The following is an 18,074-nucleotide window of genomic DNA, read 5'->3' as shown; positions in this document are numbered from 1 at the left end:
CAGAAACAACAAGGCCGGGCAGAACGCCCGGCCTTCGGCAACGCTACCCGCGTGCGCACCGCACAACCGCCGGCAAGCGCGTGGTCGAACGGTCGTCAGACCGCCATCACCGTCACCGACTTCGTGACGAGATACGGCTCCAGCGCTTCCGGCCCGCCTTCCGACCCGTAGCCGGAATCCTTCACGCCGCCGAACGGCATTTCCGGCCACGGCGTCGCGGGCTGGTTGATCCACAGCATCCCGACTTCGAGACGCTGCGTCAGCAGGTGCACGTTCGCGAACGAGCGCGTGAACGCATAGCCGGCCAGCCCGAACGGCAGACGGTTCGCTTCGGCGATCGCGTCCTCGAGCTTGTCGAAACCGCGGATCGCCGCGACCGGGCCGAACGGCTCGTTGTTGAACACGTCCGCTTCGAGCGGCACGTTCGCGATCACGGTCGGCGCGAAGAAGTTGCCTTCCGAGCCGATCCGTTCGCCGCCGGTCTCGATGCTCGCGCCGACCTTGCGCGCGTTCTCGACGACCGACGCCATCGCGGTCAGCCGGCGCGGATTCGCCAGCGCGCCGAGCGTCGTGCCTTCCTCGAGGCCGTTGCCGATCTTCAGCCCCTGCGCATGCTGGACCAGCGCGCGCGTGAATTCGTCGCGAATGCTGTTGTGCACGAGGAAACGCGTCGGCGAAATGCACACCTGGCCGGCGTTGCGGAACTTCGCGCCACCGGCGGCCTTCACCGCCAGCGCGACGTCCGCGTCCTCGGCGACGATCACCGGCGCGTGGCCGCCCAGTTCCATCGTCGCGCGCTTCATGTGCTGGCCCGCGAGCGCCGCGAGCTGCTTGCCGACCGGCGTCGAGCCCGTGAACGTCACCTTGCGGATCACCGGGTGCGGAATCAGGTACGACGAGATTTCCGCCGGATCGCCGTACACGAGACCGATCACACCGGCCGGCACGCCCGCGTCGACGAACGCGCGCAGCAGCGCGGCCGGCGACGCCGGGGTTTCTTCCGGCGCCTTCACGAGGAACGAGCAGCCGGTCGTGAGCGCGGCGCTCAGTTTGCGCACGACCTGGTTGACCGGGAAATTCCACGGCGTGAACGCCGCGACCGGACCGACCGGCTCCTTCACGACGGTCTGCTGCGCGCCGAGATTGCGCGGCGGGACGATCCGGCCGTACACGCGGCGGCCTTCGTCCGCGAACCATTCGATGATGTCGGCTGCCGACAGCACTTCGACACGCGCTTCCGTCAGCGGCTTGCCCTGCTCCTGCGTCATCAGCTGCGCGATCGTGTCGGCGCGCTCGCGCACCAGCGCGGCCGCCTTGCGCATCGTCGCCGCGCGCTCGTGCGCGGGCACCTTGCGCCATGCTTCGAAACCGCGCTGCGCCGCGGCCAGCGCGCGGTCGAGATCGGCGATGCCCGCGTGGGCCACCTTGCCGATCGTCTTGCCGGTCGCCGGGTTCACGACGTCGATCGTCTTGCCGTTCGCGGCGTCGACCCACTCGCCGTCGATCAGCAGTTGTGTATCCGTATAAGTCACGTTAGCCATCCAGACACCCCAGTTTTGCGTCGATAAAACGCGCGCTGCCGCGTACGGCCGCACGCCGGTTGACAGAAAGCACCATGTTGCCGGGCGCCCTGCCCCCGGCAACCTTCGACGACGCGCACGCGGCACGCATGCCCGTCGTCATCCGCCACGTTCGGCCGCGCTCAGCGCGCGGCCGCCGTCGCCTTGCGGAGTTTCGCGACGTCCGCCGCCTGCACGGCCGGCGCGCCGTTGTTCCAGCCGGCGCGCATGAACGTCAGCACGTCGGCGATCTGCTGGTCGTTCAGCTGGTTCGCGAACGCCGGCATCGGATACGCGGACGGCACGCCGCCGATCACGAGCGACTCGCTGCCGTTCAACGTCACGTTGATCAGCGACGATGCATCGGCCTCGAGCACGTTCGGATTGCCCGCGAGCGGCGCGAGCAGCGGCGCGTAGCCGCGACCGTCCGCGCCATGGCAATTCATGCAGAAAGCGTTATACACCTTTGCGCCCGGATCGTTCGCCGGCCGGCCCAACGCGACCTGCGTCGGTTTCGGGTCGTAACGGTAAGGCGGCGCGCCCGTGCCACCCGCCGCCGGCAGCGATTTCAAATAGCGCGAGATCGCCGCGAGATCCTCGTCGGTCAGCTCCTGCGTGCTGTGGTTGATCACGCTGACCATCGAGCCGAACGCGGTCGCATGCTGGTTCGCGCCGGTCTTCAGGAACTGCGCGACATCCGCATCGTTCCAGCGGCCGAGCCCGGTGTTGTGCTCGCCGGTCAGGTTCGACGCGAACCAGTTGTCGATCGGCGCGCCCGACAGGAACGCCGCCCCGCTTTCGTCCAGCGCCTTCTCCTGGAAGCCGACGCCGCGCGGCGTATGGCACGACCCGCAATGCCCGAGCCCCTGCACGAGGTACGCGCCGCGGTTCCACGTCGCGTCTTTCGCCGGCTTGTCGGTATACGGCGTCGTGTCGAGGAACACCGCGTTCCACAGCGCCAGCGGCCAGCGCATGTTGAGCGGCCACGGAATGTCGGACGCGCGGTTCGCCTGCTTCACCGGCTCGACGCCGTGCATGAAGTACGCGTAAAGCGCCTTCACGTCGTCGTCGCGCAGCTTTGCGTACGACGCATACGGCATCGCCGGATACAGGTGATGGCCGTCCTTCGCGACACCCGAGCGCAGCGCGCCCGCGAACTCGGCCTCCGTATAGCCGCCGATGCCCGTGTCCGGGTCGGGCGTGATGTTCGTCGTGTAGATCGCGCCCATCGGCGTGACCATCTTCAGGCCGCCGGCGAACGGCGCGCCGCGCGGCGCGGTGTGGCACGCCACGCAATCGCCGGCCTTCGCGAGATACGCGCCGCGTGCGACCAGCGCGTTGTCGGCGGGCGTCGTTTGCGCGGCATGCGCCGTCGTGCCGGCCATCAACGCGGACAGCGCGATCAACGATGCGCCGAGCGTGCGAGCGGCGCGATTCAGGCTGTTCGGGGTGAGGTTTCGCATGGTGTGTGTCTCCCCTCAAGCCGTCTTCAGCTGGTTGCCGACCGGAAGCTTGCGCAGCCGCGTGCCGGTCGCCGCGAAGATCGCGTTCGACAGTGCCGCCGCGGTCGCGGCGGTGCCCGGTTCGCCGATTCCGCCCGGCGCCTCGGCGCTCTTCACGAGATGCACGTCGATCGGCGGCGTCTCGTTGATGCGCATCATCCGGTAGTCGGTGAAGTTGCTCTGCACGACGCGGCCGTCCTCGATCGTGATCTCGCCATACAGCGCGCCCGTGATCCCGAAGATGATGCCGCCCTGCACTTGCGCCTCGATCGTGCCCGGATTCACGGCCATCCCGCAGTCGACCGCGCACACGGCACGCTTGACCTGCACTTCGCCGCCCTCCACCGCGACGTCGATGACGATCGAGAAGAAGCTGCCGAACGCGTGCATCACCGACACGCCGCGGCCTTGCCCCTTCGGCAGCGGCGAGCCCCATCCGGCGGCCTTCGTCGCGACGTCGAGCACGTTCAGCGCGCGCGGCGTCTTGCCGAGCAGCGCGCGGCGGTACTGCACGGGATCGGTCTTGGTCTGCGCGGCGAGTTCGTCGATGAAGCTCTCGACGACGAAGGTGCTGCGCGTCGGGCCGACGCCGCGCCAGAACGCCGTCGGCACGTGACGCGGCTCCTGCCGCACGTAATCGATCAACTGGTTCGGCAGGTCGTACGGCAGGTCGGTCGCGACTTCGACCGCGTCGGGATCGACGCCGTCCTTGAACGCGGGCGGTGCGAAGCGCGCGAGGATCGACGAACCGACGATCCGGTGCTGCCACGCGACCGGCTTGCCGTTCGCGTCGAGGCCGGCCGAAATCCGGTCGTAGTAATACGGCCGATACATGTCGTGCTGGATGTCTTCCTCGCGGGTCCACACGACCTTCACCGGCGCATTGACCTGCTTGGCGATCTTCACGGCCTGGCCGATCATGTCCGTTTCGAGCCGCCGGCCGAAGCCGCCGCCGAGCAGATGGTTGTGCACGACGATCTTTTCCGGCGGAAAGCCCGTGAGCTGCTGCACCGTGTCGCGCGCGCGCGTCGGCACCTGCGTGCCGACCCAGATCTCGCAGCCGTCGGCGCGCACGTGCACCGTGCAATTCACCGGCTCCATCGTTGCGTGCGCAAGGAGCGGCTGTTCGTAGACGGCGTCGATGCGCGTCTTCGCATTCGCGAACGCGTGGCCGACGTCGCCGTCCTTGCGCGCGACCGCGCCCTTCCCGTTCGCGGCGGCCTGCGCGAGATCGGCGACGATGTCCCTGGTCGACACCTTCGCGCCCGCACCTTCGTTCCACTTCACGACGAGCGCCGACGCGCCGCGCTTCGCGGCCCATGTGTGATCGCCGACCACCGCGACCGCGTTGTCCGCGCGCACGATCTGGCGTACGCCCGGAATCTTCCGCGCGGCCGACTCGTCGACGCTCGCGACCGTGCCGCCGAACACCGGGCTGTTCACGATCACCGCGTACAGCATGCCGGGCAGACGCACGTCGAGCCCGAACTGCGCGGTGCCGTCGACCTTCTCGGGCGAATCGAGCCGCTTCACCGGCTTGCCGATCAGCTTGAAATCGGCCGGCTGCTTCAGCGCGACGTCCTTCGGCACCGGCAGCTTCGACGCGGCGTCCGCGAGCTGGCCGTACGATGCGCGCCGGCCGCTCGGGGGGTGCCGCACTTCGCCGTTTTCCGCCCGGCAGGTGGCCGGATCGACGTTCCATTGCTTCGCCGCCGCGGAAACCAGCAGCGTGCGCGCGGTCGCGCCCGCGCGGCGCAGCGGTTCCCACGCGTAGCGCACCGACGTCGAGCCGCCCGTCAACTGGCCGCCGAGCAGCGGATCGAGGAACAGCTTCTCGTTGGGCGGCGCGTGGTCGAGCGTGACGTTCGACAGCGGCACTTCGAGTTCCTCGGCGATCAGCATCGGCAGCGCCGTGTAGACGCCTTGCCCCATCTCGACCTTCGGCATCACCAGCGTGACCTTGCCGCTGCGGTCGATCTGCACGAATGCGTTCGGCGCGAATACGCCGGCGCGCGCACTTTCGTCCGCATCGCCGCCGATCACCGAGCGCCGTGCGTCATCGCCCGCCGCCGGCAGGCTGAAACCGAGCAGCAAGCCGCCGCCCGCCGCCGCGCCGAGCGACATGCCCGCCTTCAGAAACGAACGGCGCGACACGCCCGCGCCGACGGCCTTCCCTGCTTCGATGAGTCCTCGCGACATGTCACGCCCCCTTCGCAGCTTGCTTGACGGCCGCGCGAATCCGGTTGTACGTGCCGCAGCGGCAGATGTTGCCGGCCATCGCCGCGTCGATGTCGGCGTCGCTCGGGTTCGGATTCGACGCGATCAGCGCCGTGGCCGCCATCACCTGCCCGGACTGGCAGTAGCCGCACTGGACGACGTCGAGCTCGCGCCACGCTTCCTGAACCTTCTGCCCGGCCGGGGTCGCGCCGACGGCTTCGATCGTCGTGATCCTGCGGCCCGCGACGGCCGCGACCGGCAGCACGCACGAGCGCGCGGCGACGCCGTCGAGATGGACGGTGCACGCGCCGCATTGCGCGATCCCGCAGCCGAATTTCGTGCCGGTCAGACCCACGACGTCACGCAGGACCCACAGCAGGGGCATGTCGTCGGGGGCGTCGACCGTGCGGTTCTCGCCGTTGATATTGAGGGTGACCATTCAGACTCCGGGGCCGATGTATTGGGGAAGCGGCGCGAACGATGCACCGCGTTGTCGTTGTCATTGCCGTCGCGTCATGCGTGACGGCTGCCGCGCGGCCGGGGCGGGAGCGAGCCGCGACGACGGTGCTGCGTCGTTACTCGGCCACGTCGATGCCCGACAGCACCTTGATGACGGGCGGCGCCGCGAACCAGTCGGCCGACTTCACGCGGAATTCGGCGAAATACGGGCTGGCGAGGTGCGCGTCGAACGCGGCCTGGTCGTCGTAGATTTCGTACAGGTGCAGGTTCGGCGAACCGTCCTGCTCGCGGAACAGGTCGTAGCGCCGGTTGCCCGGTTCGACGCGCGTCTTGGCGACCATGCTGCGCAATTCGGCCTCGGCGGCCTGCGCGTGTTCGGGTTTCAGGAACAGGGAAGCAATCACGTGAAGCGCCATCTTGTCACTCCTTTCGAAACGGAATCGAGCATGCCACAAGCCGGCGTCTCGCGACGCCAGCGTGCAATCGTCGTGTGTCGTCCTGCGCCGGTGTCAGGACAGTTCGTCCGGGCCCACGCGCACGACGACCTTGCCGAAATTCTTGCCGGCGAGCAAGCCGATCAGTGCTTGCGGTGCGTCAGCCAGGTCGGGGACCACATCCTCGAGCGTCTTCACCTTGCCCTGCGCGACCCACTCAGTCATCTCCTTCAGGAACGACGCATAACCGGTCGCATAGTGATCCAGAATGATGAACCCCTGCATCCGGATGCGCTTGCGCAGGATCGTGCCCATCAACGCCGGCACGCGGTCGCGGCCGCCCGATACCGCGGTGTCGTCGTACGCCGCGTCGTTGTAATGCGCGATGATTCCGCACACCGGCACGCGCGCATGATCGTTGAGCAGCGGCCACACCGCATCGAACACGGCACCGCCGACGTTCTCGAAATAGACGTCGATGCCGTTCGGGCAAGCGTCCTTCAGCCGGGCGGCAAATTGCGGATCGCGGTGATCGACGCACTCGTCGAAGCCGAGCGTGCCCTTCACGTACGCGACCTTGTCGGCGCCACCCGCGACGCCGACCACGCGGCAGCCCTTCAGCTTCGCGATCTGGCCGACCACCGCGCCGACGGCCCCGCTCGCGGCGGCCACGACCACGGTTTCGCCGGCCTTCGGCTCGCCGATCGTCAGCAGTCCGGTGTATGCGGTGAACCCCGGCATGCCGAGCACGCCGAGCGCATGCGACGGATGCGGGAAGTCGCGGCCGAGCGGAATGAGATCGCTGCCGTCGGACAGCGAATAGTCCTGCCAGCCGCCGCCGGCAACGACCAGGTCGCCTTCGCGATACGCGGGCAGGTTCGACGCCACGACACGGCTGATCGTGCCGCCGACCATCACGTCGCCGAGTTCGACCGGCGGTGCATACGACGGCGCGTCGCTCATCCGGCCGCGCATGTACGGGTCGAGCGACAGCCAGACCGTGCGCAACAGCACCTGGCCTGCGCCGGGCGCCGGCACGTCGCCGGTCTCGGTACGGAAGTCGTTCGGGGTGGGCGCGCCGACCGGGCGCGCGTTCAGGATGATTCTGCGGTTTGCTGCCTTGCTTTGCGGCATGGGAACCTCCGTCAACAGGAAGGGACGTGCACCGGGCACGATCGGATCAACTTGGACAACCGTGATGCGTGAGGCCGCGGGCCGTGCCGGCCAATCGACCGGCGGCGCCGCAGCCTCGCGGGTAAGGCAACGGGACTTCAGTGTAAGTAGACCAGTCGTCTAGCGTTCATTCAAAAAACAAGGCGCGCCTGCGCGCGCCCACGTTACGACTGCGCTCCATCTGGCTCGAAGGACGGCAGGTTCAGCATCCGCCGTGTTTCGAGCATCGCGCGTTCAAGCGGTTTGCGGTTGCGGTGAATCTTCTCCAGCAGCGTCGCACCCAGCCACAGCTCGTAAAGGATCGCGGCCGTATGCGCCGGATCGTCGACACCGCTCAGCGAGCCGTCGGCCAGCCCGGCCTCGATCCCGCCCGCGAGCCGCTCGATGATCTGGCCGGTGCCGCGCCGTAGCACCGCGCGCATCGCCTCCGACAGATCGGACACTTCCGCGCCGAGCTTCACCGCGAGGCACTTGCCTTCCGGATCGTCCGCGCACTGCGTGTGCAGCCAGTTGCCCCAGTACGTCATCAAGCGCTGCGCGCCCGTGCCGGCCTGATGGCCGAGCAGGTTGTCGAGATGCGCGAGATAGCCTTCGAAATACGATTCGAGCAGCGCCTCGCCGAACGCCTCTTTCGAGCCGAAGTAATGGTAGAACGAGCCCTTCGGGATGCCCGCCGCGGCGAGAATCTCGTTCAGACCGACCGCCGAGAACCCCTTGTGGAGCATGATCGGCTTCGCGATATTCAGGATGTGCTGGCGGACTTCCGCGCCTGAAGATGCATTCATGATGGCGTATCTTAGCAACGATTAGACCGGTCGTCTAGTAACGTCGAGCCGGCAAGTTGAGCGGCACTTTACCCGAATCGCGCCGCGCCGCGGATGCGTTGTCGCCGCACCGTGGCGTCCATGTCACGCGGGTTTGGGAATGCGCTTCCTGGCGACCGGTTTCGCCGCGCGCAGGCTGCCACCCGCCGGCCGACCGGGCGCCCTGCGCACGGGCGGGCGTGATGCGCGTTCGGCACGCAATGCGTCGAGCTCGCCGACATACGCGACATTGGCCGCGCGGGCGCCGTCGAGCTGACCTTCGAGCACGCCGCAGCGGTGCTGTGCGTCGGCCAATTGCGCCTGCAGCGCCGCGAGATCCTTGCGGTGCTGCATATCGCGCTGTTCAGTGCGCGTCGCGGCCGCGTCGAGTTCCTTTTGAACGCGCGCGGCCGCGAGCCGTTCGCGGTCGATCTCCTGAAGCGCCCGCTTCTCCGATGCACGCAAGCGTTCCTCCGCCCGGCCCGCGTCGTCGCGCAACCGGTCGAGCTGCGACGTGAAATCGGCGCGCGCCTGCGCCAGCGCACGATCGGCGTCCGCATTGTCGGACTTCAACCGTTCGACTTCCGCCTGCAGCGCGCGGCGCGATGCTTCGTCGGCCGCCCTTGCCTGCTCGAGCTCCTGGATGCGCACCTGGGCCGCCAGCAACGCGCTCGTGCGGTGCTCCAGCGCGGTTTCGGTGCGGGACAGGTCGGCCTGCGATGCGGCGACTTCCGCCTTCGCCGCCGCCCGTTCAGCTTCGACATCGGCGCGCAGTGCATCGAGCGCTGCGGCGGCATCGGTCGTCGAGCGGCTCCACAACGCGGCGACGAGCTCGCCGGCCGCAGCCTGCAGGTCGACCGGCAGGTCGGGATGCTCGATGCGCACCCGGCTCTTCTCCCGCAACTCCGCCCAGAACTCGCCGAGAACCGCCGTCGGCGTGCTCATGCTGCCCTTGCGCACGAGCTGGTACAGGCGGTTCGCGGTGGGCGTGATGCCGAAGCGGAAGAACATCAATGCGCAGACCTCGCGATACAGCTCGCGGGTTTTCGGGAAATCGGCCTTCAGGCGGTCGATTTCGGCGATCAGGCGGGAGTCGTCGGTGGTGAGGTCGGGCATGGCGGGTTGAGTCGGTAGTTTCGTGAATAATATAACGTAAACCGTTAAATATCCAATCATTGGCCTCTTCTAGTTTGACATTATTTCTATAATGTTGATGTTTTGCGGACGCGCTTCGTTATTTCCGAATGTCGCCTGGATGGCGCCATCAATTTTCTGGCGAGCCTGCGCCGCGGATGCTCTGCTTTGATTACGGCGGGGACTGGGGAGCTACTGGTCGACCTGCTCACCGACGTACTGATTGGGTGGCAGGCTTGCCATCTTGGAGAAGCGTCGTGAGATCACCACAAAATGGAAGCGCATTACCGCGAACACGGCGGATGACATCACGCACTCCATGACGCACGCGCGAGCGGTATCGTGCGGAACGTGACAAACATCTATCGTTGCTGCGACGGCAAGGTTGAGCTTTCAGGCGAGGCGGATTCTCTTGTCTGATGGGCGAAGTCGCCGGGCGGCAATGGTCGGTTCGCCACGTCAAGTGCCTCGGCGCATGTCAGGCCGAACGTCTGCAATACCATCGCCGCGGCCCGCTCGGGGAACCTGCCCTCGTCCCCCATCGGCTTTCGCGCCGCGCCCGCAGCCGCGTCGGCCGCGTAGGACTCCGCCGCGATCACCGCCAGGATCGTTCCCATCGTCGCAAGCACGCTCATGAACGGATCGCCGACGACAAAGCGGCGTGCCGAGATTCCTCGCTCGCCGTCCCGCCGCAAACGCTGGCCCAGCCCCTGGCCAAGCGCGCGCGCCGAAAATCCTTCCCGCATCAGGAACCGCGCCCAGAGCCGCTCGCGGCGCGCGCGCATCAGCGTGTGACGCACGCAAACGGAAACGACCTCGGCAGGATCCGACAATCCGCTCGTCAGACGCTCGAGCCCGTCCGCGAAATCGTCGAACACCCACTCCGTCAGCGCGGCGAAGATGCCGTCCTTCGATTCGAAGTGGTAGTAAAACGAGCCGAACCCCACATCCGCCGCCTCGGTGATCTCGCTGATCGCCACATTGTCCCTGCCCTTTTCCGCCATCAGGCCGAACGCCGCCTGCAGCAAGCGCATGCGCGTCTCCTGCTTGCGCCGGGCGCCGCGCGGCTGGCGATGTTCCGCTTCGCCCGCTGATGCGTTCGAGCAGCGGGGCCGGACCGGTGCATCGCCCATGAGCGCGCCTCCCTTCTTCGAAAGAATTTTCTGCATGTCGCAATTCTAGATTTTTCTCTCATACTTGACAATATTATCAGTTATGAGTCTAATCTCGGAAATCGCAGAACCGGTTCCGGCCCAGACGCCGTCCGCCCCTCGCTAGCGAGCGTTGGCGACGGGTATGGCCACGTCGGCGTAAGCGCGTCTATCGCCAGGCGGCGCCGCGTCATGTTGGCAAATGGAATGGTCTGCACCCGGAACATTGGAGTCCTGATTGATCGTCCGGCGTACCGCCGCGGAGACGCTCGCGTACGTCTGCATAAACCAGGGCGGCCCGTCGTGGTCGCCGAACGCTTCTTAGTTGACCCTCACTTGTCTTGGAAACATCGTGAAATCACCCGGTCCTGACGCGCGGACTTCAACGCGCCCGTTTCTGACACGCTTCGCATCGCCGGTTCGGCGAGCCCCAATCGCGTTCGCGTGCTGTGCGATTCTCCTCACGGCCTGCCACTCGCACGAGGCCCCCGCGCCCGAACTGCAGCCGGTGGTCGCGCTGCCGGTTCATGCGGACGACGGCGCGGTGCAGCGTGCGCTACCCGCACAGGTTCAGGCGCGATATTCGACGCCGCTGTCGTTTCGGGTCGGCGGCAAGCTCGTCGAGCGGCGCGTGCGCATCGGCGACACCGTCAAGGCCGGCCAGATCCTCGCAATGCTCGATCCGGCGGATCTGCACAACACGCTGCTGAACGCACGCGCCCAGCTCGATGCCGCCGAGCATCGCGTTGCCTATGCGAAGCAGCAGCTGGATCGCGACCGCGCCCAGGCTCAGGCCAACCTGATCGCACCCGCGCAACTCGAGACGACGCAGGACGCGTATGCATCGGCGGTCGCGCAACGCGATTCCGCCCTTGCGCAAATGGCGCTCGCGGGCGATCACCTGCGCTACGCGACGCTGATTGCGGATCACGACGGCGTCATCACGTCGGAAGACGCGGATACCGGGCAGAACGTCGAACCCGGCCAGGCGGTGTTTCATCTGGACTGGAGCGGGGACCTCGACATCGTCTGTGACGTCTCTGAGCGCGACCTGCGCGATCTCACGGTCGGCCGCACCGCACACGTCAGCCTGACGGCATTGCCGGGCAAGGTGCTGGACGCACGCGTGCGCGAAGTCGCGGCGGCCGCCGATCCGCAAAGCCGCACCTGGCGCGTGAAGCTTACGCTGCTCGCACCGGGGCCGGACGTGCGCTCCGGGATGACCGCCAGCATCACGTTCGACGGCGCCGCCGACATCGCCGCGGACCACGCGATCACGCTGCCGGCCACCGCGCTCTTTCATCGCGGCGACGCGCCGGCCGTCTGGGTCGTCCGCAAGGGCAGCGACACGCTGGAGCTGCGGCCGGTGTCGGTCGGACGCTACGACGAACGCACGATCACCGTCACGTCGGGGCTCGCGGACAACGAACGCGTCGTGATGCAAGGCGTTCATACGGTCAGTACCGGCCAGCACGTCCGCGTCGTGCCGCCGCTGCATGCGGAGGACTTCGCGTCATGAATGCTCCGGAACATCGCCCCTCGACCGACGGCGCGCTCGGAACCGGCGCGGCATCGCACGACGACGGCCGTTTCAACCTCTCCGCATGGGCGCTGAAGCATCAGCAACTGGTGATCTTCCTCATCGGCCTCGCGACGATCTTCGGCGTGATCGGCTATACGCGCCTCGCACAATCGGAGGACCCGCCGTTCACGTTCCGCACCATGGTGATCCAGACCTACTGGCCCGGCGCCACGGCGCGCGAGGTGCAGGAACAGGTCACCGACCGGATCGGCCGCCAGCTCCAGGCCGCGCCGTACGTCGACAACATCAAGAGTTATTCGCGGCCCGGCGAGTCGATGATCTTCTTCGCGATGAAGGATTCGGCGCCGGTCGACCAGGTGCCGGAAACCTGGTACCAGGTACGCAAGAAAGTCGGCGACATCCGTGCAACGCTGCCCAAGGGCGTCGTCGGCCCGTTCTTCAACGACGAATTCGGTGACGTCTACACCAACATCTATGCGCTCGAAGGCGACGGCTACTCGCCTGCGCAACTGCACGACTACGCGGACAAGCTGCGCACCGTGCTGCTGCGCGTGCCGGGCGTCGCGAAGGTCGACTACTTCGGCGATCCCGCCGAGCACGTGTTCGTCGAAATCTCGAATGCGCAGCTGACACGCCTCGCCATCACACCGCAGCAGCTCGCGCAGGCCATCGACGCGCAAAACGCCGTCGCCCCGGTAGGCACGGTCACGACGGCCGACGATCGCGTGTTCGTGCGACCGAGCGGTGCATTCAAGGACACGCAGGCGCTCGCCGACATGCTCGTCACGGTGAACGGCCGGACCTTCCGGCTCGGCGACGTCGCAAAGGTTACGCGCGGTTACGACGATCCGCCCGTCACGCAGATGCGTACGAACGGTCACGCGGTGCTCGGCATCGGTGTGACGATGCAGAAAGGCGGTGACGTGATCGACCTCGGCAAGGCACTCGATGCGAAGGCGGCCGAGTTGCAGGCCGGCTTGCCGGCCGGTCTGAAGCTGACCGCGGTGTCGAGCATGCCGCATGCGGTCAAGCATTCGGTGGACGACTTCGTCGAAGCGGTCGGCGAAGCCGTCGCGATCGTGCTCGTCGTCAGCCTCGTGTCGCTCGGCTTGCGCACCGGCATGGTCGTCGTCATCACGATTCCGATCGTGCTCGCCGTGACGGCGCTGTGCATGCACGCGTTCGGCATCGGCCTCGACAAGGTGTCGCTCGGCACGCTGGTCCTCGCGCTCGGGCTGCTCGTGGACGATGCGATCATCGCCGTCGAGATGATGGCGGTGAAACTCGAGCAGGGCTGGAGCCGTGCACGCGCCGCGGCATTCGCGTACACGAGCACGGCGTTCCCGATGCTCACGGGGACGCTCGTCACCGTGTCGGGCTTCCTGCCGATCGCACTCGCGAAATCGAGCACCGGCGAATACACGCGCTCGATCTTCGAGGTATCGGCGATCTCGCTGATCGTGTCCTGGTTCGCGGCCGTCGTGCTGGTGCCGCTGCTCGGCTACCACATGCTGCCCGAGCACGCGCATCGCGACGGTCACGCGCATGGCGACGAGGTGTACGACACGGGCTTCTACCGCCGGATGTCCGGCTGGATTTCGGTCTGCATCGAGCGCCGCTGGGTGGTGCTCGGCGTCACCGCCGTGCTGTTCGCGATCGCGATGGCCGCGTTCTCGCGCGTGCCGCAACAGTTCTTCCCGAATTCCGAGCGGCCCGAACTGCTCGTCGACATGCGCTTGCCGGAAGGCGCGTCGTTCGATGCGACGCTACGTGAAGCAAAGCGGCTCGAAAAGGTGCTCGACGGCCGGCCTGAAATCGGCCATGTCGTCGACTTCGTCGGCACCGGTGCGCCGCGCTTCTATCTGCCGCTCGATCAACAGCTCCAGCAGCCGAACTTCGCTCAATTCGTGATCACGGCCAAGGATGTCGAGGCGCGCGAGCGGCTGTCGCACTGGCTCGAAACGACGCTCGCAAGCCGCTTCCCGACCGTGCGCACGCGCGTCGCGCGGCTCGAGAACGGGCCGCCCGTCGGCTTCCCGATCAAGTTCCGGGTGAGCGGCGACGACATCGCCACCGTCCGCGGCATCGCCGAAAAAGTGGCGGACAAGGTCCGCGCCGACGCCCGCACACGCAACGTGCAATTCGACTGGGACGAACCGGCCGAGCGGTCGGTCTCGTTCGAGATCGACCAGCTCAAGGCACGCCAGCTCGGCGTGACGTCGGAGGACGTGTCGGGTTTCCTTGCGATGACGCTGTCCGGCTACACCGTCACGCAGTATCGCGAGCGCGACAAGCTCATCGACGTCGATCTGCGCGCGCCGAGGAGCGAACGCATCGATCCGTCGAGGCTCGCCGGCCTGGCGATCCCGACGCCGCACGGTCCGGTTCCGCTCGGCACGATCGGCCATGTGCGCGACACGCTCGAATATGGCGTGATCTGGGAGCGCGACCGTCAGCCGACGGTCACCGTGCAAGCTGACGTGCGCGGCGAAGCGCCGAGCATCGGCGTGACGCGCGACCTCGACGCCGCGCTGGCGACGCTGCGCGCCACGCTGCCGGCCGGTTACCGGATCGAGGTCGGCGGCGCGGCCGAGGAAAGCATGAAGGGCCAGACGTCGATCAATGCGCAGATGCCGCTCATGATCGTCGCGGTGCTGACGCTGCTGATGATCCAGCTCAAGCGCTTCTCGCGCACCTTCATCGTCGTGCTGACGGCACCGCTCGGCCTGATCGGCGTCGTGGCCGCACTGCTGCTGTTCGGCAAGCCGTTCGGCTTCGTCGCGCTGCTCGGCGTGATCGCGATGTTCGGGATCATCATGCGCAACTCAGTGATCCTGATCGATCAGATCGACCAGGACATCGCAGCCGGGCAGCCACGCTTCGCCGCGATCGTGGGTGCGACCGTGCGCCGCTTCCGGCCGATCATGCTGACCGCCGCCGCCGCCGTGTTCGCGCTGATTCCGCTGTTGCGTTCCGGCTTCTTCGGTCCGATGGCCACCGCGCTGATGGGCGGCATCACGATCGCGACGGTGTTGACCATCTTCTTCCTGCCGGCGCTCTACGCGACCTGCTTCAAGGTGCGCGCCGACGAACGCGAGTCGCGCGCAATGGACGTCGCGTCCTCGGAGACATGCTGATGAAACTCTCTCGTATCACATCGGTGCTGGCCGCCAGCGCGGCGCTTGGCCTGGGCGGCTGTGCGATGGCCCCGGACAGCACGCCGCCCGCGATGCCGTCGCCGGCGCACTACGGTGCGACGCCTCAGGCGCCGCGCACCGCCGAGGCGGCCGGCGTCGCGCAGCAATTCGACGTCGGCGCCGCGCCCGTCCCGCAATGGTGGCGCCTGTATCGCTCCAGCGTGCTCGACGCGCTGGTCGATGAAGGCTTGCGCGCGAACCCGACGCTGGCCGCGACGGAAAAGACGCTCGCCGCCGCGCAGGAGGAACTGCGCGCGCAGATCGGCGCGTCGACCCTGCCGTCGATCGACGCGGACGCGCAGGTAGCCCGCACGCGCACGCCGGACATCTCCGGCGCAGGCGCGCAAAGCCTGCGCTACAACGTATTCGTCGGACAACTGCAGGCGCATTACACCTTCGACCTGTTCGGCGCCACGCGATACGCGAACGAAGCGAGCGCCGCACGCGTCGACGTGCGCGGTTGCGAGCTCGAAGCGGCAAGGCGTGCGCTGGCGGCCAACATCGTCGGCACCGCCATCCGCGCCGCGACGCTCGACCGCCAGATCCTGCTGACGGAGCGCCTCGTCGCAGTCGCCGAGGCATCCGCACTCGAAGACCAGCAGCGTTACGCGTTCGGTGCGGTATCCCACGTGCAGGCGCTGGCGTCGACGCAGGGCGCGGCGTCGCTTGCCGCGACGCTGCCGCCGCTGCGCCAGCAACGCGCGAGCGCGGTTCACGCGCTGGCGATCCTGCTGGGCCGCACGCCCGACGCACCGCCGCCGGTCCCGTCCTTCACCGGGCTGACGCTGCCGGAACATGTGCCCGTGGCGGTGCCCTCCGACCTGCTGAAGGCACGTCCGGACATCCGTGCGGCCGCGGCAGCCGTGAAGGCGGCATCGGCGGACGTCGGCGAGGCGACCGCCCAGTTGTTCCCAAGCCTGTCGCTCACCGCGACGATGGGGCGCGGCGGCTTCAGTTGGCCAGCGCTGTTGTCGGGCGCGGGCGGGCTGTGGGCCGTCGGCGCCGGGCTGTCTCAGCCGATCTTCCACGGCGGCGCATTGCTGGCGCACCGGCGGGCGTCGCGCGATGCGTACGACGCCGCAGTGCTGCAGTACAAGGCGGCGGTGCTGTCCGCATTCGGTGACGTCGCGGATTCGCTCGCCGCGCTGGACAACGACGCGCAAGCGCTGGCCGCGAACGAACTCGCGGCGCGCGCCGCAGGCGAGGCGTTCCAGGAAACGACGCAACGCCGCACGCTGGGTGCCGTTCCGATGTCCGCGCAACGATCGAGCGAGCAGACCTATTTGAACGCGGAGCTCGATGCGGTGCGTGCCGCGAGCCGCCGGATGACCGATACGGCGGCGCTGCTGCAGGCAATGGGCGAACTGCCGCCCGGCGCCGGCACGACGGTCGCGGCCCGGCAGTAGCCGTTGCTTGAGTCCGCGGACCGGCCCGCGCCTTCGGGTCGCACCGGTCCGCAATCCCGAAGCCCGATGCCCGGCGCACCGTGCATCGCGCGGTGCCGGCCTTCGTTATCCGCATGATTGATTCCCGATGAAATCCGACAACCTGGTCGCCTGCCACGAATGCGACCTGCTGCTTCAGCGTCCGCCGCGCCTGCGCGCACTGACGGCACACTGCCCGAGATGCCGCGCGCGCGTGAGCGGTGCGGCGCACGGCCGCCGCACCCTCGACCGGATGTGCGCGCTGACAGTTGCCGCGCTGGCGACGTGTTGCATCGCGCAGGCCTTCCCGATCGTCGCGCTCGATGCTGCCGGCATTGCGTCGCACGCGACGCTCGCCGACGCGGTTCGCGCGCTATGGTCGAACGATCAACCGCTGGTGGCTGCGCTCGTGTTCTGCACGACGATGCTGTTTCCGATACTCGAGCTGGCGGCATGGCTGTACCTGCTCGTGCCGTTGCGTGCGGGCCGCGTACCGCGCCAGTTCGCGCCGGTGCTGCGCGCCATTCACCGATTGCGGCCGTGGAGCATGGTCGAGGTGCTGATGCTCGGCGTGCTCATCACGATCGTCAAACTGATGAGCCTCGCACACGTACTTGCCGGGCCTGCGCTATTCGCGTTCGCCGGGCTCACCGTGATGCTCTGCGTGTTGTCGACGATCGAACCGGCCCGACTGTGGGAGGCACGCGACGAACTCGACGCTCTGCAGCCGGGCGACACCGACCATACGAAGCCACCCCGCCCCGACATGACGCGGCATGCGTCGCCCCGGACAACCGAAAGCAGCGGATCGGCGGGCATGACGGCGCGCACCGCGGGATTGATCGCCTGTCACCACTGCGCGCGCGTGCAGCCGGTCCACGCGTGCGGCCAGCGCTGCACGCGCTGCGGTTCGCCGCTGCACGCACGCCGCCCGCGCAGCGCCGCCCGCACCGGCGCGCTCGTCGCCGCCGCCGCCCTGCTTTACATCCCGGCGAACCTGTTGCCGGTCATGCACGCGACCTCGCTCGGCCGAGCCGAGGACGACACGATCCTCGGCGGCGTCGCGTACTTCTGGACGTCCGGCGACTGGCTGCTCGCCGCGATCGTGTTCATCGCGAGTGTGCTCGTGCCGATGCTCAAGCTCGCGATCCTCGCATTTCAGGCGGTCGCCGCCCATCGCGGCGTGCAATGGCGGCCGCTCGAACGAGCGCGGCTGCATCGGCTGGTCGAGCGCGTGGGCCGCTGGTCGATGCTCGACGTATTCGTCGTCGCGCTCACGATCGCACTCGTGCATTTCGGCTCGTTCGCCGACATCACACCCGGCCCCGGCGCGCTCGCGTTCGGCGCCGTGGTCGTGCTGACCATGTGTGCGTCGATGCAGTTCGATCCGCGGCTCATCTGGGACGGTGCGCCGCGCGCGGCCGCCGCCCACCCCCAACCCTGAACCGGCTCAAGCACCCGCTTTCTCGCGAATTCCA

The 18,074-nt window shown here is 67.8% G+C and carries 13 protein-coding genes; 4 read left to right on the top strand and 9 right to left on the bottom strand.

The annotated features are described in order from the left end of the window. Positions 1–95 precede the first annotated feature (95 nt). The 9 genes from WS49_RS06360 to WS49_RS06320 all read right to left on the bottom strand — a co-directional run bounded on the left by WS49_RS06360 (position 96) and on the right by WS49_RS06320 (position 10,315). Positions 96–1,541 carry an NAD-dependent succinate-semialdehyde dehydrogenase gene (locus tag WS49_RS06360; RefSeq protein WP_059525480.1) on the bottom strand — a complete coding sequence of 482 codons (1,446 nt, stop codon included), beginning with the start codon at positions 1,539–1,541 and terminating at the stop codon, positions 96–98. Between the two features lie 161 nt (positions 1,542–1,702). Next, complete coding sequence (locus tag WS49_RS06355) at positions 1,703–3,022, bottom strand: c-type cytochrome (protein WP_059525477.1); 1,320 nt, start codon at positions 3,020–3,022, stop codon at positions 1,703–1,705. Between the two features lie 15 nt (positions 3,023–3,037). Further along, complete coding sequence (locus WS49_RS06350) at positions 3,038–5,260, bottom strand: xanthine dehydrogenase family protein molybdopterin-binding subunit (RefSeq protein WP_059525475.1); 2,223 nt, start codon at positions 5,258–5,260, stop codon at positions 3,038–3,040. A 1-nt stretch (position 5,261) separates the two neighbouring features. Next, complete coding sequence (locus WS49_RS06345) at positions 5,262–5,717, bottom strand: (2Fe-2S)-binding protein (RefSeq protein ID WP_059525474.1); 456 nt, start codon at positions 5,715–5,717, stop codon at positions 5,262–5,264. Positions 5,718–5,853: 136 nt separating this feature from the next. Then, a complete protein-coding gene (locus WS49_RS06340) occupies positions 5,854–6,153 on the bottom strand; it encodes a putative quinol monooxygenase (RefSeq protein WP_059525472.1) in 300 nt (99 codons plus the stop codon). Positions 6,154–6,246: 93 nt separating this feature from the next. Then, entirely contained in the window at positions 6,247–7,305 is a 1,059-nt protein-coding gene (locus WS49_RS06335; protein WP_059525470.1) for an NADP-dependent oxidoreductase, read from the bottom strand. A gap of 203 nt (positions 7,306–7,508) precedes the next feature. Further along, complete coding sequence (locus WS49_RS06330) at positions 7,509–8,129, bottom strand: TetR/AcrR family transcriptional regulator (protein ID WP_059525468.1); 621 nt, start codon at positions 8,127–8,129, stop codon at positions 7,509–7,511. A gap of 123 nt (positions 8,130–8,252) precedes the next feature. Beyond that, positions 8,253–9,263, bottom strand: a complete 1,011-nt coding sequence (locus WS49_RS06325) for a DNA-binding protein (protein ID WP_059525466.1) — start codon at positions 9,261–9,263, stop codon at positions 8,253–8,255. 380 nt (positions 9,264–9,643) lie between these two features. Continuing rightward, positions 9,644–10,315, bottom strand: coding sequence for a TetR/AcrR family transcriptional regulator (locus tag WS49_RS06320; RefSeq protein WP_179949246.1), 672 nt, complete (start codon positions 10,313–10,315; stop codon positions 9,644–9,646). 514 nt (positions 10,316–10,829) lie between these two features. Here WS49_RS06320 and WS49_RS06315 point away from each other — a divergent pair. The 4 genes from WS49_RS06315 (at position 10,830) to WS49_RS06300 (ending at position 18,040) form a co-directional block, all read left to right on the top strand. Continuing rightward, positions 10,830–11,951: an efflux RND transporter periplasmic adaptor subunit gene (locus tag WS49_RS06315; RefSeq protein WP_257127653.1), complete on the top strand. Its 1,122-nt coding sequence runs from the start codon at positions 10,830–10,832 to the stop codon at positions 11,949–11,951. Then, the gene (locus tag WS49_RS06310) at positions 11,948–15,112 is read left to right on the top strand and encodes an efflux RND transporter permease subunit (protein ID WP_059525461.1); all 3,165 of its coding nucleotides are present in this window, start codon (positions 11,948–11,950) and stop codon (positions 15,110–15,112) included. The genes WS49_RS06315 and WS49_RS06310 overlap by 4 nt, the downstream gene beginning before the upstream one ends. Continuing rightward, on the top strand, positions 15,112–16,578 hold the full coding sequence (locus tag WS49_RS06305) for an efflux transporter outer membrane subunit (RefSeq protein WP_059525730.1): 1,467 nt from the start codon (positions 15,112–15,114) through the stop codon (positions 16,576–16,578). The genes WS49_RS06310 and WS49_RS06305 overlap by 1 nt, the downstream gene beginning before the upstream one ends. Before the next feature lie 127 nt (positions 16,579–16,705). Beyond that, positions 16,706–18,040 (top strand): paraquat-inducible protein A, encoded by a 1,335-nt coding sequence (locus WS49_RS06300; RefSeq protein WP_059525459.1) that lies wholly within the window; start codon positions 16,706–16,708, stop codon positions 18,038–18,040. Positions 18,041–18,074: the final 34 nt, after the last annotated feature.

Origin of the sequence: Burkholderia sp. RF7-non_BP4 (assembly GCF_001521935.1) — a bacterium.
GTDB classification, from domain to species: Bacteria; Pseudomonadota; Gammaproteobacteria; order Burkholderiales; family Burkholderiaceae; genus Burkholderia; species Burkholderia diffusa.
The sequence above is the reverse complement of the archived record's forward strand: the minus strand, read 5'-3'. Positions and strand labels throughout refer to the sequence as shown.